Source organism: Gordonia alkaliphila (assembly GCF_039542465.1).
GTDB classification, from domain to species: Bacteria; Actinomycetota; Actinomycetes; order Mycobacteriales; family Mycobacteriaceae; genus Gordonia; species Gordonia alkaliphila.
On sequence record NZ_BAABIE010000004.1, the window covers coordinates 185,124 to 209,857 of the forward strand.

29 protein-coding genes and 1 tRNA gene are annotated in these 24,734 nt (G+C 69.6%); 15 read left to right on the forward strand and 15 right to left on the reverse strand.

The annotated features are described in order from the left end of the window. Positions 1–27 precede the first annotated feature (27 nt). The 5 genes from ABD989_RS06410 (at position 28) to ABD989_RS06430 (ending at position 3,843) form a co-directional block, all read left to right on the forward strand. Positions 28–1,305: a hypothetical protein gene (locus tag ABD989_RS06410; protein WP_246992425.1), complete on the forward strand. Its 1,278-nt coding sequence runs from the start codon at positions 28–30 to the stop codon at positions 1,303–1,305. Beyond that, positions 1,302–2,645 carry a lipase family protein gene (locus tag ABD989_RS06415; RefSeq protein WP_345312836.1) on the forward strand — a complete coding sequence of 448 codons (1,344 nt, stop codon included), beginning with the start codon at positions 1,302–1,304 and terminating at the stop codon, positions 2,643–2,645. The genes ABD989_RS06410 and ABD989_RS06415 overlap by 4 nt, the downstream gene beginning before the upstream one ends. Before the next feature lie 87 nt (positions 2,646–2,732). After that, a complete protein-coding gene (locus ABD989_RS06420) occupies positions 2,733–3,194 on the forward strand; it encodes a GyrI-like domain-containing protein (RefSeq protein ID WP_246992429.1) in 462 nt (153 codons plus the stop codon). 133 nt (positions 3,195–3,327) lie between these two features. Further along, positions 3,328–3,573, forward strand: coding sequence for a type II toxin-antitoxin system prevent-host-death family antitoxin (locus ABD989_RS06425; RefSeq protein ID WP_246992431.1), 246 nt, complete (start codon positions 3,328–3,330; stop codon positions 3,571–3,573). A gap of 3 nt (positions 3,574–3,576) precedes the next feature. Then, entirely contained in the window at positions 3,577–3,843 is a 267-nt protein-coding gene (locus tag ABD989_RS06430) for a type II toxin-antitoxin system RelE family toxin (RefSeq protein WP_246992433.1), read from the forward strand. Between the two features lie 131 nt (positions 3,844–3,974). Here the strand turns inward: ABD989_RS06430 and ABD989_RS06435 are convergent. Next, positions 3,975–4,049: transfer RNA gene (locus ABD989_RS06435), tRNA-Thr, on the reverse strand. Between the two features lie 6 nt (positions 4,050–4,055). Here ABD989_RS06435 and ABD989_RS06440 point away from each other — a divergent pair. The 5 genes from ABD989_RS06440 to otsB are packed head-to-tail and all read left to right on the forward strand — an operon-like array spanning position 4,056 to position 8,744. Further along, positions 4,056–5,528 (forward strand): threonine/serine exporter family protein, encoded by a 1,473-nt coding sequence (locus ABD989_RS06440; protein WP_246992435.1) that lies wholly within the window; start codon positions 4,056–4,058, stop codon positions 5,526–5,528. 33 nt (positions 5,529–5,561) lie between these two features. Next, the gene (locus ABD989_RS06445) at positions 5,562–6,350 is read left to right on the forward strand and encodes a MerR family transcriptional regulator (protein WP_345312837.1); all 789 of its coding nucleotides are present in this window, start codon (positions 5,562–5,564) and stop codon (positions 6,348–6,350) included. A gap of 10 nt (positions 6,351–6,360) precedes the next feature. Next, a complete protein-coding gene (locus ABD989_RS06450; RefSeq protein WP_246992439.1) occupies positions 6,361–6,525 on the forward strand; it encodes a hypothetical protein in 165 nt (54 codons plus the stop codon). 4 nt (positions 6,526–6,529) lie between these two features. Then, positions 6,530–7,957 carry an alpha,alpha-trehalose-phosphate synthase (UDP-forming) gene (locus ABD989_RS06455; RefSeq protein WP_246992441.1) on the forward strand — a complete coding sequence of 476 codons (1,428 nt, stop codon included), beginning with the start codon at positions 6,530–6,532 and terminating at the stop codon, positions 7,955–7,957. A 7-nt stretch (positions 7,958–7,964) separates the two neighbouring features. Next, positions 7,965–8,744: a trehalose-phosphatase gene (otsB, locus tag ABD989_RS06460; protein WP_372493112.1), complete on the forward strand. Its 780-nt coding sequence runs from the start codon at positions 7,965–7,967 to the stop codon at positions 8,742–8,744. A 13-nt stretch (positions 8,745–8,757) separates the two neighbouring features. Here the strand turns inward: otsB and ABD989_RS06465 are convergent, their stop codons facing one another. Next, entirely contained in the window at positions 8,758–9,894 is a 1,137-nt protein-coding gene (locus ABD989_RS06465) for an ROK family transcriptional regulator (RefSeq protein ID WP_246992443.1), read from the reverse strand. A gap of 55 nt (positions 9,895–9,949) precedes the next feature. Here ABD989_RS06465 and ABD989_RS06470 point away from each other — a divergent pair, with 55 nt between their 5' ends. Both ABD989_RS06470 and sigM read left to right on the forward strand, forming a co-directional pair. Next, positions 9,950–10,717: an SDR family oxidoreductase gene (locus ABD989_RS06470; protein WP_345312838.1), complete on the forward strand. Its 768-nt coding sequence runs from the start codon at positions 9,950–9,952 to the stop codon at positions 10,715–10,717. A 149-nt stretch (positions 10,718–10,866) separates the two neighbouring features. Then, the gene (sigM, locus tag ABD989_RS06475) at positions 10,867–11,433 is read left to right on the forward strand and encodes an RNA polymerase sigma factor SigM (RefSeq protein ID WP_246992447.1); all 567 of its coding nucleotides are present in this window, start codon (positions 10,867–10,869) and stop codon (positions 11,431–11,433) included. A gap of 25 nt (positions 11,434–11,458) precedes the next feature. On the opposite strand, the gene deoC is transcribed toward sigM, so the two are convergent. Then, the gene (deoC, locus tag ABD989_RS06480; RefSeq protein WP_345312839.1) at positions 11,459–12,133 is read right to left on the reverse strand and encodes a deoxyribose-phosphate aldolase; all 675 of its coding nucleotides are present in this window, start codon (positions 12,131–12,133) and stop codon (positions 11,459–11,461) included. Between the two features lie 27 nt (positions 12,134–12,160). On the opposite strand from deoC, the gene purU reads away from it, so the two are divergent. Next, positions 12,161–13,066 carry a formyltetrahydrofolate deformylase gene (gene purU / locus ABD989_RS06485; RefSeq protein WP_345312840.1) on the forward strand — a complete coding sequence of 302 codons (906 nt, stop codon included), beginning with the start codon at positions 12,161–12,163 and terminating at the stop codon, positions 13,064–13,066. 19 nt (positions 13,067–13,085) lie between these two features. Here purU and ABD989_RS06490 read toward each other — a convergent pair whose 3' ends face one another. The 10 genes from ABD989_RS06490 to ABD989_RS06535 form a co-directional block, all read right to left on the reverse strand. After that, positions 13,086–14,171, reverse strand: coding sequence for an LmeA family phospholipid-binding protein (locus ABD989_RS06490; RefSeq protein ID WP_345312841.1), 1,086 nt, complete (start codon positions 14,169–14,171; stop codon positions 13,086–13,088). A gap of 6 nt (positions 14,172–14,177) precedes the next feature. Further along, positions 14,178–14,993, reverse strand: a complete 816-nt coding sequence (locus ABD989_RS06495; RefSeq protein ID WP_345312842.1) for a carbon-nitrogen hydrolase family protein — start codon at positions 14,991–14,993, stop codon at positions 14,178–14,180. Positions 14,994–15,162: 169 nt separating this feature from the next. Then, on the reverse strand, positions 15,163–15,930 hold the full coding sequence (locus ABD989_RS06500) for a class I SAM-dependent methyltransferase (protein ID WP_345312843.1): 768 nt from the start codon (positions 15,928–15,930) through the stop codon (positions 15,163–15,165). A gap of 3 nt (positions 15,931–15,933) precedes the next feature. Beyond that, the gene (locus tag ABD989_RS06505) at positions 15,934–16,446 is read right to left on the reverse strand and encodes a DUF2505 domain-containing protein (RefSeq protein WP_345312844.1); all 513 of its coding nucleotides are present in this window, start codon (positions 16,444–16,446) and stop codon (positions 15,934–15,936) included. 15 nt (positions 16,447–16,461) lie between these two features. Further along, on the reverse strand, positions 16,462–16,959 hold the full coding sequence (locus ABD989_RS06510) for a DUF2505 domain-containing protein (protein ID WP_345312845.1): 498 nt from the start codon (positions 16,957–16,959) through the stop codon (positions 16,462–16,464). A gap of 95 nt (positions 16,960–17,054) precedes the next feature. Continuing rightward, complete coding sequence (locus tag ABD989_RS06515; protein WP_345312846.1) at positions 17,055–18,119, reverse strand: alpha/beta fold hydrolase; 1,065 nt, start codon at positions 18,117–18,119, stop codon at positions 17,055–17,057. Further along, entirely contained in the window at positions 18,106–18,846 is a 741-nt protein-coding gene (locus ABD989_RS06520; protein WP_246992470.1) for a MerR family transcriptional regulator, read from the reverse strand. Before ABD989_RS06520 ends, ABD989_RS06515 begins: the two co-directional genes overlap by 14 nt. 31 nt (positions 18,847–18,877) lie before the next feature. Beyond that, positions 18,878–19,246: a DUF2516 family protein gene (locus tag ABD989_RS06525; RefSeq protein ID WP_246992472.1), complete on the reverse strand. Its 369-nt coding sequence runs from the start codon at positions 19,244–19,246 to the stop codon at positions 18,878–18,880. 25 nt (positions 19,247–19,271) lie between these two features. Continuing rightward, positions 19,272–19,670, reverse strand: a complete 399-nt coding sequence (locus tag ABD989_RS06530) for a helix-turn-helix domain-containing protein (RefSeq protein ID WP_345312847.1) — start codon at positions 19,668–19,670, stop codon at positions 19,272–19,274. A 104-nt stretch (positions 19,671–19,774) separates the two neighbouring features. Further along, positions 19,775–21,103: a DUF445 domain-containing protein gene (locus tag ABD989_RS06535; protein ID WP_425556490.1), complete on the reverse strand. Its 1,329-nt coding sequence runs from the start codon at positions 21,101–21,103 to the stop codon at positions 19,775–19,777. Positions 21,104–21,125: 22 nt separating this feature from the next. On the opposite strand from ABD989_RS06535, the gene ABD989_RS06540 reads away from it, so the two are divergent. Further along, entirely contained in the window at positions 21,126–21,908 is a 783-nt protein-coding gene (locus tag ABD989_RS06540) for a TetR/AcrR family transcriptional regulator (RefSeq protein ID WP_345312849.1), read from the forward strand. Next, complete coding sequence (locus ABD989_RS06545) at positions 21,905–22,696, forward strand: SDR family NAD(P)-dependent oxidoreductase (RefSeq protein WP_246992479.1); 792 nt, start codon at positions 21,905–21,907, stop codon at positions 22,694–22,696. Before ABD989_RS06540 ends, ABD989_RS06545 begins: the two co-directional genes overlap by 4 nt. Positions 22,697–22,781: 85 nt before the next feature. Here ABD989_RS06545 and ABD989_RS06550 read toward each other — a convergent pair whose 3' ends face one another. Together ABD989_RS06550 and ABD989_RS06555 are read right to left on the reverse strand one after the other, a co-directional pair. Next, positions 22,782–23,492, reverse strand: coding sequence for a heparin-binding hemagglutinin (locus tag ABD989_RS06550; protein ID WP_345312850.1), 711 nt, complete (start codon positions 23,490–23,492; stop codon positions 22,782–22,784). Positions 23,493–23,803: 311 nt separating this feature from the next. Continuing rightward, complete coding sequence (locus tag ABD989_RS06555; protein ID WP_345312851.1) at positions 23,804–24,685, reverse strand: 3-hydroxybutyryl-CoA dehydrogenase; 882 nt, start codon at positions 24,683–24,685, stop codon at positions 23,804–23,806. Positions 24,686–24,734 lie beyond the last annotated feature (49 nt).

Sequence of the window (24,734 nt, forward strand, 5' to 3'; positions counted from 1 at the left end):
GGGTTTGCTTGTCCGGAAAGTACTTCCATGACTCATCAGAGGATCAGCGGCCGCACCGGATTGCTTCGCGGGGTAGCAATCGGTCTGGTCGCCGCACTCAGCATCAGCGGGGCCGTCGCCACCGCGGCGCCCGCCCAGGCGGCCGGCCCGCTGGCGCAGTACCTGAATCTGCCGACCGTGAACCGCGACGCGGCGCACGGCCCCGGCGGCATCCACCCGAAGCTGCCCACCGACGTGCCGACGCTCGGCAAGCTGGTCGACCAGGCGCGCCGGAGCGGGGCGGCGCCGACGTCGTACCGCGCACTGCTGCTGCAGTACTGGCTGGCCGACACCACCCGCGCCGCAGGCATCGACTTGAAGTCGTGGAACCCGCGCGCCGGGGTGAGCGCCAACCGGCAGAACCTCATCAAGTCGTACCGCTACTACGAGAACCTGCAGCTGGCCCATCGCGAACTGCAGTGGGCGGGCATGGCCGGCATGGTGGGCGCCGACTTCGGCGGCGGCCTGGCCGACTTCGAGATGGCCACCGACATCTACGACTTCGCCCGCCTGCAGCCGGTGGCCAACGCCATCGTCAGCGAGACCAACCGCACCCTGGGCCCGGTCTTCGTCGACAAGCTGCCCACCGGGCTGCGCGCACTGGCCCGCGTGGGCGCCGTGATCTCGGCGGCCGACCTGCGCAAGGTGCAGGGCGACATCCTGGTGATGCAGAAGAACATCTTCACCGACCTGATGCCCGCCCACCGCGCCTACACCAAGGCCGGCATGCCCGCGATCGCCGAGCTGCACGCCGCCGACCTGATCGACGACGAGATCCTGCAGGCGTGGAAGAACATCGCCTCCAAGGAGCCGGCCGCCGTCGCCGCGGGCAACGCCCGACTGCTCCAGCGCGAGCAGGGCGAGGTGATCAAGGATCAGTGGGACGCCGTGCGCGCCTACAAGGGCGACGTGGGCCAGGCCCTGACCTACGCCACCACCGTCGCCGGGTCGCCGTCGGTCGCCGGCGTCGTGCCGCCGCGTTCGTACCGGCCGCTGCAGGTCACCGGCACCGCACCGGACGGGCGCACCGCCACGCTGACGCTGCCGCTGCCCACCTGGAACTGGTCGGTGTACCCCGAGCGCTGGGACTACATCACCGAGCAGCTCCTGCCCAAGTACAAGAACCTCGTCGACCACCACTGGGGCACGCTGAGCGCCCAGCTGCGGGTGCCGTACGAGCAGCAGTTCGAGTCGCACCGACCGATCTGGAACATCCTGCCGACCCTGCAGTCGGCCCTGGAGACGATGAAGGTGACCTACCAGTGAAACGCTCACTTCTGACCGGCCTGGCCGTGGTCGGCGCCGCCGCGGTGACGCTCGGCCTCGCGGCCCCGGCATCGGCCGACCCCGGCCGCACGCCCAACCGCACCCCCGGCCTCGGAGAGATCTTCAACGGCTACGTGGTCGGCACGCTCCGCGACGCGACCGTCGCCACCCCGGACCAACTCGTCGAGCCAATGCGGCCCGGCGATCCGTTCTACGCCGAACCGAAGCTGACCGACGCCGACGTCCCCGGCACGCTGCTCAAGGCCAAGAAGGTGGCCGTGCAGTACACCGGCGTGCGGCCGGCCCACCTGGACGCGTACAAGACGATGTTCGTCACCACCGATCTGCAGGGTCGACGCGACATCAGCACCGGCATCGTGATGATTCCACGCGACGGCAAGAAGAACGCCGAGCGCAAGGTGGTCGGCTTCCAGATGGCCAACGACAGCGTCGGCGGCAACTGCCACCCGTCGACCATGTGGACCGGCGCCGACCCGATGGACGGCGCATCCATGTCCGCCCTCGGCCCGCTGGCGCTGATGTTCGACAAGGGCTACGCCGTGGTGATCTCCGACGTCGGCAACAACGGCGACATGAGCCCGCACGGTGTCTTCGCCGGCCGCTACAACGCGATGTCGACGCTCGACGGCCTGCGCGCCACCCTCGGCGACGAGAAGATCGGCCTGGCCGCAGACGCGCCGATCGGCCTGTTCGGCGTCGCCGGCGGCGGCGTGGGCATCGGCTTCGCCTCCGAACTGCACGAGCAGTACGCGCCGGAGCTCAACATCAAGGCGACGGTCCTCGAGGGCATGGTGGTGGACTACCGCAACTTCATCCGCACCGCCGACGGCTCCGTCGGCTCCGGTTTCGCGATGGCCACCCTGCTGGGCCTGGAGCCGCACTACCCGGACATGAAGATCAACGCCAAGGTCAACGGCGTCGGTCGCGCGGTGGCCGACTACTACCGGACGCAGTGCCAGACCCCGGCGTACTTCACGCTGCCGATGGTGCCGCTGAGCACGCTGTTCAACGGCCAGAACCCGGCCGACATCCCGGACTTCCAGCGGGCGTTCAAGGACAATCGGCTCGGCAAGGGCACCCCGGCCACCGGCAACCGGACGCTGATCGCCTCGTGCGCGGCCGACGACTCCCCGATGTCGCTGGTGCCGGCGGCCGACTCCCGCACGCTGGCCAAGCAGTGGCGTAGCCGCGGGGCCAAGGTGGACTACCAGCCCACCGACTGCAGCATGGTCCGCTTCCTCACCGACATGTACGGCTGGGGCACCGACCTGTTCGGCATGCAGACCATCGACTGGCTGGCCGCGAACCTGAAGGACTGACACCGGTCCGACCGACCCCACCGATCCGCACGCCCCGACCTTTTCGGGGCGTGCGGATCGTCGTAGGCGGGGTCTACCGTGAAAGGCATGAACGTGCCACTGATTCTGCGCGACGAACCCTTCACCGAACCGACCCCGGTGGAACTGCCCGAAACGCTCACCGTCGCCGAGTTCGCCGAATCGGTGACGCTCGCCGACCTGCCGTCGATCTTCGACGCCGGCTACACCAAACTGGCCGCCGCCGCCCCGATCGGCCCCGGTTACGCGCTGTACTCGGGCCCGCCCCTGGGCACCTTCGATCTGGAGATCGGCTTCCCCGTCGCCGTCGTTCCCGACGGCTTCGACGCGGGCACCTTCCCGGTGGGCCGCGCGCTGGCGTTCAGTCATCTCGGCGGCTACGAAAGCCTCGGCGCCTCCTGGGGCCGCCTGATGGAGCACTTCGGCGCGTCGGAGCTGGGCGAGGTGAAGTTCATCGCCGAGGTCTACACCACCGACCCGTCGGTAACCCCGGCCGCGGACCTGCGCACCGACCTGTTCGTCATCTACTGACCCGGACCCCGCCGACCCCCGACCCCCGTGTCGCGACCCGTGCCTCGTGTCGCCCGCGCTGCAAGCCGTCGACACGAAGGACGGGTCGCGACACGAGATGGCGTACAACTTGTACAAGTTGTACGCTCTAGGTATGACCACCGTGACCTTGTCCGATTTCCGTGCCCGGCAGGCCGATCTCATCGCCGTCGCGCAGCGGGAGCCTGTCGAGATCACTTCGCGCGGCGCAGGTAGACGCGCGGTGGTCGTTTCGCCAGAGTTCTACGATCGTGCAGTCCAGGCACTCGAGAACGAGGCGGACATTCGTGCCGCTGCAGCAGCCAGAGCGGAGACCGAACGCATTTCACACGAGGACCTCACCGCCGAGCTCGGCTTCTGACCCGTGACGTACCGGATCACCTACGTCGCCTCGGCGGCTAAGGCGCTCCGCAAGCTCGATAAGCAGACCGCCCGGCGCATTCTCCAGGCGATCGAGAAGCTCGCGGACGATCCGCGCCCACCAGGTTGCATCACCCTGCAGGGCGGACACGGGGAGCTGCGGATCCGAGTCGGCGACCACCGAGTGGTGTACGACGTTGAAGACGACGAACTGATCGTGCTCGTCCTGCGCTTGGGCCACCGGCGCGACGTGTACCGAGCGAAGTCCTGACTCCGCCGAGCCCATGCCCCCTATGTCGCGCCCCGTGCCTCGTGTCGCCCGCGCTGCAACCCGTCGACACGAAGGATGGGTCGCGACACGCGGGGTCTCGGGGCGCGGGAGCGCTGCGACCTGGGCCGTTGTGGAGCCCCCTGTCGGACTTGAACCGACGACCTACGCTTTACAAGAGCGTTGCTCTACCACTGAGCTAAGGAGGCATGTGCGTGCGTGAGTATATCCGCCGCAGCGTGAGGAAGATTCTCGGCTCCACCCAAGCCACGATCGACACCATCGAGCCGGGCAGCATCGTCGTCGCACCGCGTCGGCCGATCGAATGGACCGACGAAGCCGCGATCACCGAGGTCCTCGACCTCGCCACCAAGGTGGGCGCGGTGCTCCTGGATTCGGGCACCGGCGCCATCGACACCCGCGACCAGGTGGCCTTCGTCGCCAGCATCTACGGGCTCGACGACGTCGACGTGGACGTCACCTTCAACACGATTCTGGTCAGCGCACGCCGCGGCAACACGCTCCCGCCGATCACCACCGTCCGCACGGTGCACTACCGCTCGCACGACTTCACCCGCCTCGCCCAGATCGACCGGCTGATCCGACGCATCCGGCAGCTGGCGATCAATCCCGCGACGGCGCACCGCATCGTCGACGACATCCTGGCCGCCAAGCACCCCTATCCGTACTGGGCGGCGAACCTCGCGTGGGGCCTGCTGGCCTTCGGCGTCGCCATCTACCTGGGCGGCGCCTGGCTGGTGTCGCTCACCGCATTCGTCACCTCCGTCGTGATCGTCGCGGTGAACCGCAGGCTGGCCCGCATCGGCACGCCCCCGTTCTTTCAGCAGCTGGCCGGCGGTTTCATCGCGGTGATCCCGGCGGCGGTGATCTTCCGATGGGCCGCCGACACCAGCTTCGCCTTCCTGCCGTCGCAGATCATCGCGGCGGGCATCGTCGTCCTGCTGTCCGGATTGTCCCTGGTCGGCGCCGTGCAGGACGCGATCACCGGCGCTCCGATCACCGGCACCGCGCGGTTCACCGAGGTGGTGGTGATGACCGGCGGCATCCTGGTGGGCGTGGCGCTGGCGATCCGGCTGCTGGCCGCCGTCGGCGTGGACCTGCCCGAACTCACTACCGTGACGCCCTTCGGCGCCTCCGAGATCCCCGCGCGCATCACCGGCGGCGCGCTGGCGGCCGTCGCCTTCGCCTTCGCCTCCTACGCGGAACGACGCGCCCTGCCGGCCGCCTTCCTGGCCGGCATCCTGGGCGCCGGTGTGGCCGCCTCGCTCACGCTGACCACGCTCGGCAACATGCTCGGCTACGGTTTCGCCGCCGTGCTCGTCGGCCTGGTCGGCGGCCTCGCCGCCCGCCGCGCCCTCACCCCGCCCCTGGTCATCGCCGTCGCCGGCATCACCCCGCTGCTGCCCGGCCTGGCGATCTACCGCGGCCTCTACGGGTTGATGAGCGGGCGGATCGCCGACGGCCTGGGCGAGACCGCCTTCGCCTTCGGCATCGGGTGTTCCCTGGCCGCCGGAGTCACCCTCGGCGAGTTCATCGCCCGTTCCCTGCACCAGCCCGCCATACTGTCGACCCTGCAGGAGCGGTCCCGCCGCCAGGTCCTCAAGGCGCGTGCCTCGGCGCGCCCGCTCCGCCCCCTGCGCCGACCGCGACCGCCCGGCGGCGCTTGACCCTCACCCGACGTCAGGGCGCACCCTGGAGGCATGACAGAACGCTGGACCGTCGGGCAGCTGGCCGACCTCACCGGAGTCACGGTGCGCACCCTGCACCACTACGACGCGATCGGGCTGCTCACCCCGAGTGACCGGTCGCCGTCGGACTATCGGCTCTACGACGCCGCCGACCTGGAGCGGCTGCAGCAGATCGTGCTGTACCGACGCCTCGAGCTGCCGCTGGAGCAGATCGCCGTCCTGCTCGACGGCCCCGACGACCCCGCCGAGCATCTGCGCCGCCAGCGCCGTGCCCTCACCACCCGACGCGACGAGCTCGACCAGCTCGTCGCCGCCATCGACCGCGCATTGGAGAGAACCATGAACCATCGACCCGCCACCGACGCCGAGCTCACCGAACTGTTCGGCGAGGGCTTCCACGACGAGCAGACCGAAGCCGAAGCCCGCTGGGGCGACACCGATGCCTGGCACCAGTCCGCCGCGCGCACCCGGGGCTACTCGAAGGCCGACTGGGCCGCGGTGAAGGCGGAGAACGATGCCGTCAACGCCGCGTACGTGGCCGCGAAGCGCTCCGGCGTCGCCGCCGACAGCGAGGAGGCGATGGCTATCGCCGAGCGCGCCCGCACCCAGATCAACGACCGCTTCTACGAATGCTCGCACGAGTTCCACCGCGGTCTCGGCGAGATGTACGTGGCCGACCCGCGATTCACCGCCACCTACGATGCGCTGGAACCCGGCCTGGCCGTGTTCGTGCGCGATGCGATCGTCGCGAACGCCGATCGCGCTGCGGCCGATACGGCATCCGGGCGCGCGACCAGGTAGAATGGCCCTCATGCCGCCGAAGACTACTGACCTTGTTGAAGACGAAGAGCTGGATACCCTCGCCGATGAGACCGCCGCTGCGGCCCGTCGTGTGGTGGCCGCTTACGCCACCGACGCCGAAGAATGCGTGATGTTGTTCTCCATGCTGGGCATCGCTCCGGGAGAAGACGACTAGTCGTATGCGGCCCGACACCTCGACCGCGGGGTCCGACTTCGTGGTCGTTGCCAACCGCCTGCCCGTCAACAAGCAGGTCGGCGACGACGGCACCGTCACCTGGACCCGCGCACCGGGCGGCCTGGTGACCGCCCTGGCCCCTGTCTTCGACAGCCAGCCGGGCGCGTGGGTCGGTTGGACCGGGCAGCCCGATTCCGCCGACGATCCGCATGTCGACGGCATCGACATCCACGCGGTGCCGCTCAGCGCGGCCGAGGTGGAGGACTACTACGAGGGCTTCTCGAACTCGACGCTGTGGCCGCTGTACCACGACGTCCTGGTGAAGCCGGAATATCGCGCCGACTGGTGGGACGTCTACATCACCGTCAACCGGCGCTTCGCCGAAGCCGCCTCCGCGGCCGCCGCCCCCGGCGCAACCGTCTGGGTGCAGGACTACCAGCTGCAACTGGTCCCGGCCATGCTCCGCGAGTTGCGGCCCGACCTGAAGATCGGTTTCTTCCTGCACATTCCCTGGCCGCCGCTGGAACTGTTCAGCCAACTGCCGTGGCGCCGCGAGATCGTCGAAGGCCTCCTGGGCGCCGATCTGATCGGCTTCCACCTGCCCGGCGGCGCACAGAACTTCCTCGGTCTCACCCACCGCCTCACCGGGCTGCCCGTCTCCACCGAACCGGTGGGCGTCCGCAGCAACTTCGGCACCGTCGAGGTCGACGGCCGGACGGTCCAGGTGGGGTCGTTCCCGATCTCCATCGACTCCGCCGGCGTGGCCGCGCAGGCCGACACCGCCGCCGTCCGCGCACGCGCCGCGCAGCTCCGCGAGAGCCTCGGCAATCCCCGGACGCTGCTGCTCGGCGTCGACCGCCTGGACTACACCAAGGGCATCGACGTCCGCATCGAGTCGCTGGAGCGCCTGTTCGCGTCCGGCCGACTGGATCCGGCCGACACCGTCTTCGTGCAGCTGGCCAGCCCCAGCCGGGAGAACGTGGAGAGCTACGCGACGCTGCGCAACACGGTGGAACGCACCGTGGCGCACATCAACGGCACCTACGGGACGGTCGACGCTCCGCCCGTCCGCTACCTGCTGCAGCCGGTGCCGCGCGCCGAACTCCTCGCCTACTTCGTGGCCGCCGACGTGGCCCTGGTGACCCCACTGCGCGACGGCATGAATCTGGTGACCAAGGAGTACATCGCCTGCCGGTCCGACCTCGGCGGCGCCCTGGTGCTCAGTGAATTCACCGGCGCCGCAATGGAACTCGACGCGGCCTACCTGATGAACCCGTACGACGACGCCGCCACCGACGATGCCGTGGTGGCCGCCGCGACCGACGACGACGCCGAGCGCCGCCGCCGGATGCAGATCCTGCGCGATCAGGTGATGAACAACGACGTGGACCAGTGGGCCCGCAGCTTCCTGGACACGCTGACCGGAAAGTGAGTACGCGGTGAGCGCACCCGAGCTCGACGACGACCTGCGGCACGCGCTCGAAGCCTTCTGCGCTCGCGCCCGCGTCCTGGTGGCCTCCGACTACGACGGCTGCATCGCGCCGATCCAGCCCCGCCCGGACATGGCCGTGCCCCACCCGGAATCGCTCGCGGCACTGCGCGACTGCGCCCAGCGCCCGAACACCCTGGCCGCCATGGTCTCCGGTCGCGCCCGCGACGACCTCGCCGCCATCTCCGGCGTCGCCGACGCACCGACCGACGGCCTGGTGTTGGTGGGCAGTCACGGCGCCGAGTTCGACACCGGCTTCGACCAGCCGCTGACCGTCGACCAGCAGGCCCTGCTGGACCGGATCATCGACGAGTTCCGTTCCCTCGCAGCACGATTCGCCGGGACCAGCGTGGAGACCAAGCCCGCCAGCACCACCCTGCACGTACGCAACGCATCCGAGTCCGATGCCGCCGAAGCGCTCGCTCTCGCTGCCGCAGGCCCCGCCTCGTGGCCCGGCGTGCACGTCACCGAGGGTAAGGCGGTGGTGGAGCTCGCGGTGATCGAGACCAGCAAAGGCCTTGCGCTGGACCGACTTCGGGACGAGTTCGGTGCCGACGCGGTGCTCTACCTCGGCGACGACGTGACCGACGAGAAGGCCTTCGCGCACCTGCGCACCGACAGCGGCGACGTGGGGATCAAGGTGGGGTCCGGCGAGACGGGTGCCGCGTTCCGCGTCCCCACCACCGACCACGTCGCCACGGTCCTGGAGTTCGTGGCCGCGCGGCGGTAGCGCGCCTCAGGGACTAGTCGCCGGTGACCACGGTGAGCGGATCGGCGTAGACCGCCGCCAGCGCCACCGCGATCGGCGCCGCATCGGTGACGTGCAGCCCGAATCGGGTCGGCGTGATCTCCCTCGGCTCGCGCGTGGCGGTCGCGGCGTCGAACGCCGCCTGCACCGGGGCCAGACCACGCGGATGGTCCGTGAACGCCTGTCCCGCAACGATCACCGAGTCCGGGTTGATCACGTCACGCATCGACGCCACCGCCTGCCCCAGGGCCGAAGCCCGCGCATCGACGAGCGCCCGGTCGTCGTCCGCCGTGCCGAGCCGCTGCGCCGCCGCCTTGAGCGCCGACGAGCCGACCACCGACTGCAGCGGTGCCACCGGCGCTTCGCTGAGCGGGCCGGGCACCACCAGCAGCCCCGCGATCGAACCGGCGCCGCGCGTGGGCTGGTGCACCTGGTCGTTGATGATCATCGCCATGCCGACGGTCTCCCGGGCGTAGAAGAACAGCGCGGCACCGTGCGGCTCCACCTCCCCGCCGAGGAGCAGTTCGGCCGCGGCCATCGCCTGCACGTGCTCGGACACCGTCACCGGAACGCCCAGTGCCGCATGCAGATTCGGTCCCAGCTTCTGATCGCGCCAGCCCAGGATCGGGTGATCGGCCACCCCGGTCTCGGCGTCGACCGCACCGCCCAGCGCCGCCCCGGCCCACAGCAGCCGCCGACCGGAGAACCGCGCCGCGAGCTCGGCGAGCTGCCCGCACAACCGCTCCACCGCGGCTTCCGCGGACACCCCGGCGAGATCCTGGGTGGCGATGGCGTGGCTGTACAGGGTGCGGCCGCCGAGGTCGGCGATCACCAGCGTCGTCCGTCGGGCACCGACGTGCATGCCGGCCACACAGAACTGGTCGCGGTCGAGCGTGATCGGCACCTTCGGGCGGCCGACGCCGCGGCTGTCGTGCAGATCGGGCCGCTCCTGCACCAGGCCCGACGCAGCCAGCGCCACCACCTGGCGGTTCACCGTCGCGACCGAGAGGCCGGTGCGCGCGGCGATCTGGTCGCGGACCGACGGCCCGCCCACGCGAATCGCGTTGAGCACTAAGCTCGACGGCGCCGTCCCGACGCGCAGCTGTGCCGCGACCACTCCGCTGGCGCTCATGGCGTCGAATCTAGCAGCCGCACCCGGCGTAGATCGGCGTCTTAGACTGGTGGGCATGACGAACTCGGGCAGCACGGAAGCAGTTCAGAGCAACGGGAAGGTCGCCGTGGTGACCGGTGCCAGCTCGGGCATCGGCGCGGCGAGCGCCCGCGCCCTGGCCGCCGTCGGCTACTCGGTGGTGATCGGCGCCCGTCGTGTCGACCGCATCGACGCACTCGCGGACGAGATCGGCGGCCGCGCAATGTATTTGGACGTAACCGACCCCGCTTCGGTGGAACGCTTCGCGGCCACCCTCGAACGCGTCGATGTCCTGGTGAACAACGCCGGCGGCGCGAAGGGCCTCGCCCCCGTCGCGGAGGCGAACCTCGACGACTGGCGCTGGATGTGGGAGACCAACGTCGTCGGCACGCTGCGCATCACGAAGGCGCTCCTGCCCGCGCTGATCGCCTCGGGCGATGGACTGATCGTCACCATCACCTCGATCGCCGCGCTCGACGTCTACGACAACGGCGCCGGCTACACCGCCGCCAAGCACGCCCAGAGCGTGCTGCACCGCACCCTGCGTCCGGAGCTGCTCGGCCAGCCCGTGCGGCTCACCGAGATCTGCCCCGGCATGGTCGAAACCGAGTTCTCCCTGGTCCGGTTCGACGGCGACGCCGAGCGCGCCGGGCACGTCTATGACGGCCTGACCCCGCTCACCACCGATGACGTCGCCGAGGTCATCGCCTTCGTCGCGTCGCGGCCACCGCACGTGAACCTGGACCGCATCGTGCTGATGCCGCGCGATCAGGTGGACGCGCGCCGCAACCTCCGCACCGGATAGCGGCACGGGCCAGCACACACTCCAGTGTGCAGGCCCGTAGCACTGCCTTCTCGGCCGAATTGTCAACGGTTCCGTGCACATTCAACGCGCTTTCCACAGACCCGAAAAAATCGACTTTCCCGGCCCCCACCTGCATTTACTGTTCTCGCATGACATGGGGGATGTTAGAACTGGTCAGCGATGCCGATCTGTTGCTCGCGGGGGCGCGGGACGACAAGTCAGCCTTCGGAGCGTTGTTCGCCAGACACGAGAAATACCTGTACGCCGTCGCGCTGCGCACCACCGGCGACCCGGAAGACGCTGCCGACGCCCTGCAGGACGCTTACCTCTCGATCATGCGGACAGCGGTCGGATTCCGGGCGGACGCGTCGGTGCAGTGCTGGATGCACCGGATCGTCGTGAACGCCGCGTTCGATCGGATCCGACGGCGCAAACACCACGACACCCGGCCGCTTCCCGAGTCCGACGACGCGCTCCCCGACCACGGGGAGGACGACTTCACCGACACCGTCGATCTGCGCCTGTCGATCGGCCGCGCTCTCGACGTGCTGCCAGCCGACCAACGGGCGGCCATCATCGCCATCGACTTCGAGGGCCGCTCCGTCGGCGAGACCGCTCGTGCCCTCGGCGTCGCACCCGGCACCGTCAAGAGCCGCTGCCACCGCGGTCGCCACAAACTGGCCCTGGTCCTCGGCCACCTCCGCGAACTCGACTGACCGCGGCACGCGCTCGGGAGAGTGCCTACTCGGGGAAGCCGTCGAGCACGGCGGCGGTGCCGGACAGGCCGAGGCGGTTGGCGCCGGCAGCGATGAGCTCGGCGGCGAACTCGGCGGTCCGGATACCACCGGAGGCCTTGACGTCCACGCGGTCGCCGACGGCCGCACGCATCACGCGCACCGCCTCCACGCTCGCGCCACCGGCCGGGTGGAAGCCGGTGGAGGTCTTCACGAAGTCGGCCCCGGCAGCGGCCGCTTGGCGGCACACCTCGGCGAGACCCTCCGCGCCGATGGTGTCGAGCAGCACCGCCGACTCGACGATCACTTTGAGCACCGCGTCCCCGGCGCCCTCGCGCACGGTGATCACGTCGGCGAAGATCTCGTCGTAGCGGCCCGCCACGGCGGCCCCGACGTCGATCACCATGTCGACCTCAGCGGCCCCGGAGTCGACGGCCAGGCGCGCCTCGGCGGCCTTGACCAGCGAATGGTGCTTGCCCGACGGGAACCCGACGACGACGCAGGTCTTCTGCGCACCCGAATTCACCGGCAGCATCGACGGCGACAGGCACACCGCGTACGTGCCCAGCTCCGCGGCTTCGGCGAGCGTGGCCGCCACGTCCTCGCGGGTGGCCTCCGGCTTGAGCAGGGTGTGGTCGACGAGGGCCGCGACGTCGGCCCGGCGCAGGTTGGTTTCAGTCACACCAACGAGCTTGGCACACTGGACCCTGTGACCGAGTCCGAGACCTCCCGCCGCCCCGACGATGGACGCAGCTTCGTGCTCACCCTGGGCTGCCCCGACCGCACCGGCATCGTCGCCGCCATCTCCGGTTTCATCGCCGACATCGGCGGCTGGATCACCGAGGCGGCCTACCACTCCGACGAGACCTCCGGCTGGTTCTTCACCCGCCAGGCAGTGCGCGCCGACAGTGTCGATCTCACCGTCGACGAGATCCGCGAACGCTTCACCCGCGTGGTCGACGAGGCACTCGGCCCGGAGAGCGAATGGCAGCTCAGCGACACCAGCACGCCCAAGACCGCGGTGCTGCTGGTCAGCAAGGACAGCCACTGCCTCACCGACCTCCTCGCGCGCGCCGAACGCGGCGAGCTGCCGGCGCAGATTCCGGCGGTGATCGGCAATCATCGCGACCTGGAGTCGTTGACCACCCGCTTCGGCATCCCGTTCCACCACGTGCCGTTCCCGGCCGGCGACCCCGCGGGCAAGGCCGCCGCGTTCAACGAGGTCCGCCGCATCGTCGACGGCTACCAGCCGGACGCCATCGTGCTGGCCCGCTTCATGCAGATCCTGCCCGCCGAATTGTGCGAGGCATGGGCCGGGCGCGCCATCAACATCCACCACAGCTTCCTGCCGAGCTTCATCGGCGCGCGGCCGTACCACCAGGCCTTCGACCGCGGCGTGAAGCTGATCGGCGCCACCTGCCACTACGTCACCGCCGACCTCGACGCCGGCCCGATCATCGAGCAGGACGTGGGCCGCATCAATCACGACCAGACGCCCGCCGACATGGTCCGGCAGGGCCGCGACATCGAGACGCTGGTGCTCTCCCGCGGCGTCCGGTGGCACCTCGAGGACCGGGTCCTGGTGCACGGACGCAAGACCGTCGTCTTCGCCTGAGCCGCCCGGGCCCAGCCGACTACGTGCAGGTGGTCTGCCCGCCGGTCACCGCGGAGGCCGCCTGCAGATTCACGTCCTGACCGGAGAAGGTGACCTCGATGCCGCGGTCGGACACCTTCAGGTCGTCCACCGAGATCTCGGCGAACAGCGGGCCGAGCATCGCGTCGGTCACCTGGTCGACCATCTCCTGGGCGAAGTCGTTGGGCAGTCCGATCCCGAACGCCGTGGTGTCCTCCACGCGGAACTCCACCTTGCCGTCGACCTGCGTCGGCCTGATCACCACGGTGGCCGGGACCGAGAAGAAGGCCACCGGATAGCTCGCGTCGATCGTCATGGTGCCGTCGGCGTTGCCGGTGACCGACTGGATCTCCGCCCCGCTCGTCTGCTGGCCCGACCCGTTGTCGGCGGCCATCTCCTGCACGCGGTCGTACGGGATGAAGGCGCTGCCGCGCAGGCTCTTCACCGACCGGCCGTCGCGCGCGACGTCGTCGGCGCGGGCGTGCAGCCGCATGGCCGTGCCCGACGACGAATCGTTGGTGTCGATCTGCACCCACGCGACCGAACCGGTGAACCACGCCGCCAGCATCGGGCCGCGCGGGACCGACACCGACGTCGACGTCCCGGTGAGGTTGCCGAACGCGTCCTCCAGGCAGCCGGTGACGCGGTTGCGCACGTACAGCTCGGTGCTGACCCCGGCGATGATCACCAGCAGCACCACCGCGGTGGCCACCAGTCCGATGGTGCGGCCGCGGCTCTTACCGAGCCGACTCCATCGCGGACGCGAGCGCACGACGGTCGACGACGGGCCGCTCGACGCGAACTCCTCGGCCCCGAGATCTGCGGCCGGCATCTGCTGCGTCACCGGGCGGGTGCCCGGCAGGCCGACCGCGGGCGGCGGCGGAACCACCGGCAGGGAGTCGGTGGTCGGTTCGCTGAGCGACGTCGTCGACTCGGAACCCGCCGACGCCGGGCTCTCGGTCTCGGCGGTCTCCGCCGCCGCACTCTCGGGCGCGGGGATCTCGACGTCCGACGCAGCGGCGTCCGACGCAGCGGCGTCGGGCGTCTCGGCGTCGGGCTTGTCGGCGTCCGGCTTCTCGTCGCTCATGGACCTCTAGTCGTTCGGGTGGGATCGGGGGATGTCGCGCTGGTTGGTCAGCACCGCCGACGCCGTACGCGCCGTCCCGATCGTGGACAGATCTACGTCATGGACACCCAGCTGCGGCCCGGCACCATGATCTGCGATCACGCTACCGAACGGATCTGTGAGTCGGCTATGGCCGATCCCCGTGGGAGCCCGTGAATTTCGGAGTTCCGGGTCGTCGGGCAACGCCTGTCCGACGGCGGCGACCACGGTGGCGCTGTCCAGCGCCCGCGCCGCGGCCAGCAGTCGCCACTGCTCCAACTTGCTCGGTCCGGCGCCCCACGACGCCGGGACCGCGATCACCTCGGCGCCGCGGCGGGCCAACTCCACGAACAGCGCGGGAAACCGGATGTCGTAGCAGGTGGCGACGCCGACCCGATGCCCGGCGATCTCCACCACCACCGGCTCGCTGCCGGGCGCGACCGTCGCCGACTCGGCGAACCCGAACGCGTCGTACAGGTGGATCTTGTCGTAGCCGCGCACCGGCTCCCCGGGCACCGCGATCACCAGGGTGTTGCGCACCCGGCCCTCGTCGGCCGGGGTGAACATGCCGGCGATCACCGCGACTCCGGTCGCTGCCGCCACCTCGGCCACCCCGGCGGCCCACGGGCCGTCGAGCGGCTCCGCCACAGGGGCCAGTGGCACGCCGAAGCGGCACATCATGGCCTCCGGGAAGATCACCAGGTCAGCGCGCTGTGCGGCCGCGTCCCGGGTCCACGCACCGAGCAGCTCGAGGTTCGCCGCCGGGTCGGTGCCGGAATTACACTGCGCCATCGCAATTCTCATCGCTGCGACTCCTTCGACGGGCTCGGGGCGCCCGCTTCCTCCAGCGTTGCACACCCGCGGACCGGGGTGCCCGAACGAATCCGCGAGGGGTGTCGCGAGACTGTTGCACTTGGTGTGCTGTGACCACCAAGTGCAACAGTCTCGCGGACCCCCTCGGCGAAACAGCCCGTCACCGGTTCGGCGCGACCGCCGACCAGGGCACCGTGAGCAGATTGTCCACGCTCCGGCCCCGACGAATCCGCACCGGAACGCCCTCGGCCCGCAACACCTCCAGCGCCACCCGCCAACGCTCCCGCGGACCGAAGGGCGCGTGCCCGGCCGCGCGGTCCCAGCAGCGGTCGGCCGCCTCGATCAGCGCGTGCACCGGCTCGCCCGGAACATTTCGGTGGATCAGGGCCTTCGGGAGCCGGGGCGCCAGGTCGGACGGGCGGTCACTGTGCGTCGGCGCCCACGCCATGGTGAACTCCAGCGGCCCGTGCCCGTCGAGGAGCACCCAGCAGGCACGACGCCCGATCTCGTCGCAGGTGCCCTCCACCAGGAAACCGCCGGGGGCCAGGCCGCCGCAGAGCTGCGTCCACGCCGCGGCCACCTCGTCCTCGTCGTATTGCCGGAGCACGTTGAACGCGCGCACCAGATGGGGCCGCAGCCCGGCCAGCTCGAAGCCGCCGAGCGCGAACCGGACGCCGGGCGACGGCGGCGCCAACCGCTCCGGATCGATCTCCAACCCCACCAGCTGCACGCGCGGATCCACCGCACGGAGGCGAGCGGCAAGCTCCAAGGCGGTGTCCGGGCGTGCGCCGTACCCGAGGTCGACGACCAACGGCGCAGCGGCGTGCGTCAGGACGGACCGGATCCGCGGGTCGGCACAGATCCACCGATCCACCCGCCGCAGGCGGTTGAGGTTGGTGGTGCCGCGGGTGATGCGGCCGATCGGCACGGGCTAGATGAGGTGCTTACCCACCCAGTGCTGGCTGTATTCGGCCTCCGCACGGAACAGGTCCACCAGGTTGACGAGCATCAGCTGCTCCAGCGTGCCGTTGACGAACGGCAGAAAGACCTTCACCTCGGTGGTCTTGCGCAGCGTGCTTCCGGTCTCGGTGTCGGTGAGGATCTGTTCGCCGTTCAGCGACCCCGGGCCGGCCGGGATCGACGCCGTGTACGTGCCCTCGGTGGCCGCCGTGTCGAACGCGCCGAGCGTCTCCACGCGGGTGATCATCATGTCCTTGCGCATCACGGTCTGCGCCACCGGCGGCAGCATGTCACGCGGGATGGCCTGCTTGAGGACCACGCGCATGCCGTCCGGACCGGCGGTGAACTCGTCGAGTTCGGAGACCGGGGTCAGCATGCGGAAACCGTCAACGAGGTCCTGCCAGTACTGCCGTTCCATCTGCGCTTCGTAGAACTTCTCCGCGGGGAACTTGAACCGCGCCGAATAGCTGAGCCGTCGTGCCATGGGGATCGAGCGTAATTACTGACCCGTGCCCTGCACAAGCTCGACGGTGGCATCGCGCTCGGCGTTGAGCAGGTGCTTCACCTGATCGATGATCGCGCGCTCGATCTTGCCGCCGACGAACGGGATGTTCACCGCGCAGTTGCCGTGGTAGTCGGCGGTGGCCGAATCGCCCATGATCATGATGTCGCCGTGGATCTTGGCGGGCGAGCCGGACACCGACGCCTCCATCTGACCGATGATGGTGGCGCCGCTGTTGACGAACTCGATGGTGCGCGGGATCTCGACGTCGCCGGGCCGCACCGCGGTGACGACCGACGGCAGGTTCTCCGCGCCGACGCCCTGCTTGGTGGTGACGGTGACGCGGTCGCCGTCGTGGGCGAACGACACCAGGCTGCCGTGCTCGGCGTTGGTGCGTTCGATCAGGTCGCGCCAGTACTGCTCGTTGCTGAGCTGCGTCCACAGTGTCGCCACGGAGAACGGGTAGCTGACCGAATGCTCGAAGTTGCTCGCCATGGCGATCAGGCTACCGTTACCCGGGTGAGCAATCCGCAACCGACCGGTCCCCGCCTGGCCGATGTCACGACGCTACGAGCGGGCTGCGCGGCCGCCTAGAGGGAGTGCAGGAGGTCGTCGAGGAGGCGGTTGAACTCGGCGGCCCGTTCGATCGGCATCATGTGGCCGGCGCCGTCGTAGGTCACGTACTCCAACAGCACGCCGTTGTCCTCGAGCACCTGCGCCATGTAGTCGGCGTGCATCGGCGGGGTGAGTCGGTCCTCGCTGCCGACGGCCACGATGGTCGGCACCGAGATCGCTTCGAGCGCGCCGATGATGTTCAGGCTGTACATCGCACGGCCCCACGCGGCGCGGGCGACGGGCGAGCCGCGCGCGATCAGGTCGTCGGCGAAGTCCACGTGCGCCTGGCGGGCCTTGGGCCCCAAGGCAATGAAGTGCGTCAGTCGGCTGGTCAGGGCATTGTTCGGCAGCGGCACCGGCGAGGACACGAACGACCGCGCCACCAGCGGCTTCACCAACTCCTCGAACCACGGCATGTCGTCGGCGGTCAGCCGCTGCTCCTGCACCACGTGGCGCGGGGTGGTGGAGGCCAGCACCACGGCGGCCACCCGATCGCCCATGCCCGACGGGAACTGCCGCGCCCACGACAGGATGGTCATGCCGCCCATGCTGTGGCCCACCAGCACGGCGCGCTTGCCCTCCGGCAGCACGGCGTCGAGCACCGCCTGCAGGTCCTGACCCAGTATGTCGACGGAAACCGGCGCGGTGCCCAGCTCCGACAGCCCGTGCCCGCGGTGGTCGTAGGCGATGATCGGCCGCTCGTCGACCAGATGATTGACCTGCGCGTTCCAGAAGCGCGTGCTGCAGGTCCAGCCGTGGACCAGCACCACCACCTCGTCGCTGGGATGCGTCTCCAGATCGAGGGAGGTCTCCACATGCAGCAGCGTGCCGTCGGCGGTGGCCACCACCGAGGAGCGGGTGCGGCCGTGCGGATCGATCAGCAGCGGGTCCGGGCCGTCGTCGATCGGGTCGGGGAAGGCCAACGCGCCTTTCAGGATGCCGGCGACCACCAGCCCCAGGTCGGCCGCGAGCAGCGCGGCCGCGCCGCCGCCCGCCCAGGCGAGACCCTTCCCCCAACGACGCAGATCAGTGCTCTTCATCCCCGGTCTCCTCATCGAAATACTTGGTAGCCGTACCGATGGCTTTGGAGATCTCGGCGTCGAGCGCCTTGCTGAACGCGGTCTCCACGATGTCGTGCGCCATGGGACGCACGGTGTTGATCAATTCGGCGAGCTCGGACACCGACTGCTCGCTGAGCGTGGGCAGGTTCTCGTCGAAATACTTGTCGGTGATGATCGAGACGAAGCTGGCGGCGACGTCGGCCAGATCCGATTCCACACGCAGCCACCGGTCGAGCAGGGTGTCGATGTCGATGCCGCCCTTGACCAGCACCTCGGCGCCCTCCAGGAGTTCCGGGTTGCGCACGGCGAACTGGGTGCCGTCCTTGGCCAGCAGACCGAGCTTCTGGCTCAGTGCGATGGAGCGGTCGCTGGCGCCGAGCGTCTTGCGCAGTTCGGTGATGGTGATGGTGGCGGCCCGCTTGAGGCTGCGCAGACGACCGGCGGGGCGCGGCTTGCCGCGCAGCACGTGCTCCACCTTCATGCCGCGGCTGGCCGCGATCAGCAGTTCGCTGATGGTGGCGAAGGTGTAGCCGCGGTTGAGCAGGCTGGAGATCAGGTTGAGGCGGACCAGGTGCTCCTCGGAGTACCAGCCACTGCGGCCGCGCAGCTCCGGCGGCGGCAGCAGGCCGCGATCCTGGTAGACCCGGATGTTGCGGACGCTGACGCCGGAGACCTCGGCGAGCTCCGCGATCCGATACTCGCTCACCGCACGCCGCCGAGGTGCGCGACCACGGGGCTCACGCGGCCTTGCGGAACCACGAGCGGCCCTGAATCTCGTCGATCCGCGGACGGATGTCGACGAGGTACACGCTGGTGCCGACCATCGAGGCCAGCAGGAACAGGCCGGCGAACGACGTCAGGACCGCACCCGAGTAGGCGATCGGCAGCGTCAGGACGCGGAGCACGCCGAACAGTGCGGCCACCGCGGAGCAGACCGCGAGGATAGCCACCCAGAAGCCCTTGCTCTTGGTGTCGATGGCCGGATAGGCATCGGGCCGGGTCGCCACCGCGTGCACCAGCCCTGCCACGGCCCCGACCAGTGTCAGGACGGTCAGGACGAGCATCAAGATGAAGATGATCAGGTTTACGATCCAGCCCACACTCACATCGACCACTGTAACCGCGTGCGACTCAGTCGGTTTCCGCGGCAGCGTCGGCCTCGGCGTGCGCGGCGTTCTCGTTGCGGAAGGTGTCATAGATCTCCAGCAGCATCTGCTTCTGACGCTCGTTGATCGTGGTGTCCACCAGCAGCGCATCGCGGACCGGGCTGGCCGGCCGTTCTTCGAGGATGCCGGCGCGCACGTACAGGACCTCGGCGGAGACCCGCAGGCCCTTGGCGATCTGCGCCAGCACGTCGGCGGAGGGCTTGCGGAGCCCGCGTTCGATCTGCGACAGGTACGGGTTGCTCACCCCGGCGCGCTCGGCCAACTGGCGCAGCGAGACCTGGGCGGCCATCCGTTGTGCGCGAATGAAACCCCCGATGTCGTGCGTGGAGTTGTCACTGCCCTGTTTATCGTCGTCGCTGCTCACCGGTGCCGTCCTCTCGGCTCAAGTATCCCGAAACCGCGCTAACAAGTGCAAGCGCAACGCCGGTCGTGAGAGCAACCAGACACCCCGGCGTCCTCTGCGGGAAGTCAGCCGAACAGCAGCTCCGAGGCCGTGTAGATCGCCAGTCCGGCGAGGGCGCCCACCACGGTGCCGTTGATCCGGATGAACTGCAGATCGCGACCCACCTGCAGCTCGAGCTTGCGGCTGGTCTCCTCGGCGTCCCACCCGCGCACCGTCTCGGTGATCACCGAGATGATCTCGGTGGAGTAGTTCTCCGCCACGTGCTGCCCGGCGCGGGCCACCCAGCTGTTGATCTTCTCCAGCAGCGGCTCGTCGTCGCGAACCCGGACGGCGAATCGGACCACCGCGTCGGCGAGGGAGGTGCGCAGCGTCGACTTCGGGTCGTCGATCATCTGCTCGATCACCGCCTTGCCGGCCTGCCAGGCGGTCGACGCCGCGCCGGTCACCTCGTCGCGGCCGAGCAGTTCCTCCTTGATGCCCTCGAACTTGGCGATCATCACGCCGTCGTGCTGGAGGTCGTCGGCGAAGTTGTGGACGAACTCGATCATCGCCAGCCGCAGCTCGTGGTCGGGGTCGGCGCGCACCTTGAAGGTGAACTCGGTGAGCTCGCGGTAGATCTTGTCGCCGACGAGGTTGTTGACGAATCGCGGCGTCCACGCGGGGCCGTCCCGGTCGACGACGCGGTCGATCAGGCCCTGGCTGCCCAGCGCCCAGTCGTGCGCGCGGTCGCACAGCAGCTGGATCACCGGCTCCAGGCGATCCTCGTCGACCAACTGCTGCAGCACGCGACCCACCGGGGGCGCCCACACCGGCTCGGCCGCCCACTTGAGGACGGACTGGATGAACGTCTCCACGTCCTCGTCGCGCAGCATCTCCGAGACGAGACCGAAGGCGCGCGACACCTCGTCGTTGACCCGCCCGGCGTTGGCGGGATCGGCCACCCAGCCCGACACCCGCCCGGGCAGGTTCACCGTGCGCGCCCGCTCGGCGATCACCTCCGGGATCATGAAGTTCTCTTCGATGAACCCGCCGAGCTGTTCGCCGATCTCGTCCTTCTTCCGCGGAATCAGCGCGGTGTGCGGAATCGGCAGTCGCAACGGGTGCTTGAACAGCGCGGTCACCGCGAACCAGTCGGCGAGCGCACCGACCATGCCGGCCTCCGAGGCGGCGCGCACGTACCCCACCCAGGCGGCCACGTCGGCGCCGTCGCGGTGCTCCAACCAGCGCATGATCAGGTAGACGATGGCGGCGAAGATCAGGAACGAGACCGCCAGCAGTTTCATTCGGCGCAGGCTGGCGAGCCGCTCGGCGTCCGGCTCGGTCAGTCCGCCGGGCGACGTCCGGACGGAGGGCGGTGCGGGCAAGGTGGTGGACATCAGACCAGTGTCACCCATGACCCATTAGGGTGGCCACGTGATGGCTACCCCACCCCGACCGGCCGGCGCTGCGCGCGCCGCGGTGAACGCTGCCGCGATCCTGACGCGCGAGATCGAACAGCGCCTCCTCGCGCCGGCCGTGGACGCCGTGACCTCGGACGGCCGTAAGCAGCGGTGGGCCCGGCACAAGCAGGCCCGTCGTACCGAACTGATCCTCGGCACCATGGAGGCGGTGCGCGCGTTGGGCCCGGACGTCGGCATGGACGAGATCGCCGGGCACGTCGGCGTGTCCAAGACCGTGCTGTACCGGTACTTCACCGACAAGAACGACCTCGCCACCGCCGTGAGCGAAGCGTTCATCCAGACCACCGTGCTGCCCGGGCTGAACGAGGCGTTGACCGAGGAGCTCGACGATTTCGAGCTGGTGCGCACCGTGATCGGCGTCTATGTGCGGACGGTGGCGCAGGATCCGAACCTGTACCGCTACAGCGTCGCCACCGAGCACGCCGACCCCGGCACCCTGGCCGCCGCGATCCGCGTCTTCTCCGGCGCCATCGAGTCGACGCTGCACAGCCGCCTCACCGATCGGGAGGCCGAACCCGGCGGCGCTGCGACCTGGGCGTTCGTCATGATCGGCGGGGTGGAGCTGACCGTCGGACGGTGGCTCGACGACCCGTGGGTGGACGCCGACCAGCTGGCCGACGAGCTGACCATGCTGCTGTGGGGCGGCATCGCCGGCGTGATTCAATCCGGGGGTTCGACCACCGAATTCGCGGCCGCACCGCCGCGCATCGCCCCGATCCTTCCCGAGGAGGAAGCATGAGCAGCACGCCCGTCGCCCTGGTCACCGGGACCAGCCGCGGAGTCGGCAAGGGCGTCGCGACCGCCCTGCGCGACGCCGGCTGGACCGTCTTCGGCACCTCGCGGCGCGGCCGCGGGCCCGACGGCGTCACCAACCTGACCTGCGATCACACCGACGACGATGCCGTGGCCGCGGTCTTCGAACGCATCGAGTCGACGGTCGGCCACCTGGACCTGCTGGTCAACAACGTGTGGGCGTCGCCCCCGGGATTCGCCGGCTTCACCGAGAAGTTCTACCAGCGCCCGCTGAGCGACTGGGACACGCTGATCACCGTCGGTCTGCGCGCCCACTACGTCGCCTCGGTGCACGCCGCCCGCATGATGACCGCGCGCGGTTCCGGGCTGATCGCGTCGGTGTCGTCGTTCGGTTCCCGCGGGCACCTGCATTCGGTGCTGTACGGCATGAGCAAGGCCGCGATCGACAAGATGGCCTTCGACATGGCGCACGAACTGCGCGGCTCCGGCGTCAGCGCCGTCTCGCTGTGGCCCGGTCTGGTCCGCACCGAACTGCTGCTGTCGGCCGGGATCAGCGAGTTCGCCGGCTTCCCGATCTCCGAGGCGGAGGACCCGACGTTCATCGGCCGCGTCATCGAACGCCTCGCCACCTCGCCCGACCTCGGCACGCGCAGCGGCCACACGCTGATCACCGCCGAACTCGGGGCGGAGTACGGCATCACCAACGACGACGGCACGGCCCCCGCGTCGCACCGCGGCCCGTTCGGCGGCGGCGCGCTCTACCCGCCGAGCTGACCCGCCCGCACCCACCGACGACTCCAGCCCCGCACCTTGTCAGGTACGGGGCTGGAGTGCTGTTCACCGGCTCAAGCCGGAGCGATCACTTGGCAGTGGTCGGGGCAGCCTTGGCGGCGGGCTTGGCCGGAGCCTTGCGAGCCGGAGCCTTCTTGGCCGGAGCAGCCTTGGTGGCGCGACCCTTGGCGGTGTCGGCGACCTCGCCGATCTTCGCGGCGGCCGTCTTCGCCTCGGCGGCGACCTTGGTGCCGGCATCTTCGATGTCGACGGCGGCCTCTTCGACCTTGTCGGCGACCTTGGCGCCGGCCTCTTCGATCTCGACGGCGGCGTCCTGCACCTTGTCGGCGGCGCGACCGGCGAGAGCGGCAGCGCGGTCACCGACGGCGCGGGTCTGCGAGGACACGGCACCCAGGGCGTCTTCGGTCAGGTCGACGGCGTCGTTGTACACCTTGCCGACACGATCCAGGTTCTCCTGGACGGTGGGCTGGGTGCGCAGACGCTCGACGGCGCCTTCGCCGCGCTCAGCGAGGTCCTTGTAGAAGTCCGTCGCGGTCTCCACGTAGGGAGCGGTGACCTTGCGGAGCTCCTCGCGGTTCAGCTTGGCCTTGATCTCGTCGACGTTGACGTCGGACGGCAGATCGGCGAGACGGGTGCGGGTCTCGGTGAGGCGGGTCTGTGCGGCCTCTGCGCGGTTACGCAGACGGTCGTAGGCTTCCTTGGCCTCCTGGACCACGACATCACCGGCGCCGACGACGGCGTAGAGGGGCGTGGGGAGGGTGCGTTCGGTGGTGCTCATGGCATCTCCTTCGATTCGATCCGCTTCTCTCCTGCGGACGTCTGCTTTCGACGCCTCGAAGTCCCGGATCCCGTTTTGTGGACAACCCCAGTATGCCCCCAAGTGCTAACAAAAGCTAGCGATGTGCTAGCAGTTGTGGTCCATTTCACCGGATAGATGCAGGAGAGAGGCTGTCCGACTGCTAACTGTTCACCTCGGTATCGAGCCGGAACGGCCACTGCCGTCTGCTGCAGGCACCAGGTGACTGCAGCAGACGGCAGTGTTGAGGTTGGGACTCAGTCCAGATAGTCGCGGAGGCTAGGAGCAGGACGCTAGGAAGCGGAGGCCTCGTCGTAGCGGTAGAAGCCCTCGCCGGACTTCTTGCCGCAGTGGCCGTCGTCGACCATCTGCACCAGCAGCGGCGGCGGCAAATAGAGGGGTTCGGCGAACTCGTCGTACATGGTCTCGGCGATGGCCTTGACGGTGTCCAGACCCACGAGGTCGGCCAGCTTGAGCGGCCCCATCGGGTGGGCGCAGCCGAGCACCATCGCCTTGTCGATGTCGGCGGCGGTGGCGAAACCGCTCTCCACCATCCGGATTCCGGACAGCAGATACGGGACGAGCAGCGCGTTGACGACGAAGCCGGAGCGGTCGCCCGAGCGCACCACCTGCTTGCCGAGGACGTCGTGCGCGAAGGATTCGGCGCGTTCGGAGATCGACTCGGCGGTGTCGGAGGTGGTGACCAGCTCCACCAGCGGCAGCACCGGTACCGGGTTGAAGAAGTGCAGGCCGATCACGCGGTCGGGGTGCGCGGTGGCCGCGGCGAGCGTCATGATCGGGATCGACGACGTGTTGGACGCGAGCACGGCGACGGGGTCGTCGATCACCTCGTCGAGCCGGGCGAAGACGGCGGTCTTGACCGCGACGTCCTCCACCACCGCCTCGACCACCAGTTGGCGGTCGGCGAAGTCGGCGAGGTCGTCGGTGAAGCGCAGCCGCCAGGCGGCCTGTTCGCGTTCGCGTTCGGTGAGCTTGCCGGACGAGACCCCGCGGTCCAGTGAGCGCAGGATGCGGGCCCGACCGGCGGCGGCCAGTTCGCGGGTGGCTTCCGCGACGAGCACGTCGACGCCGGCGCGTGCACACACCTCGGCGATGCCCGCGCCCATCTGCCCGGCGCCGACGATGCCGACGCGCGAGATCATTTCGGTTGCCATGTCCATCCCTGAAATCACCCGGTGAAGAAAATGATCCCGGGGCCGGCGT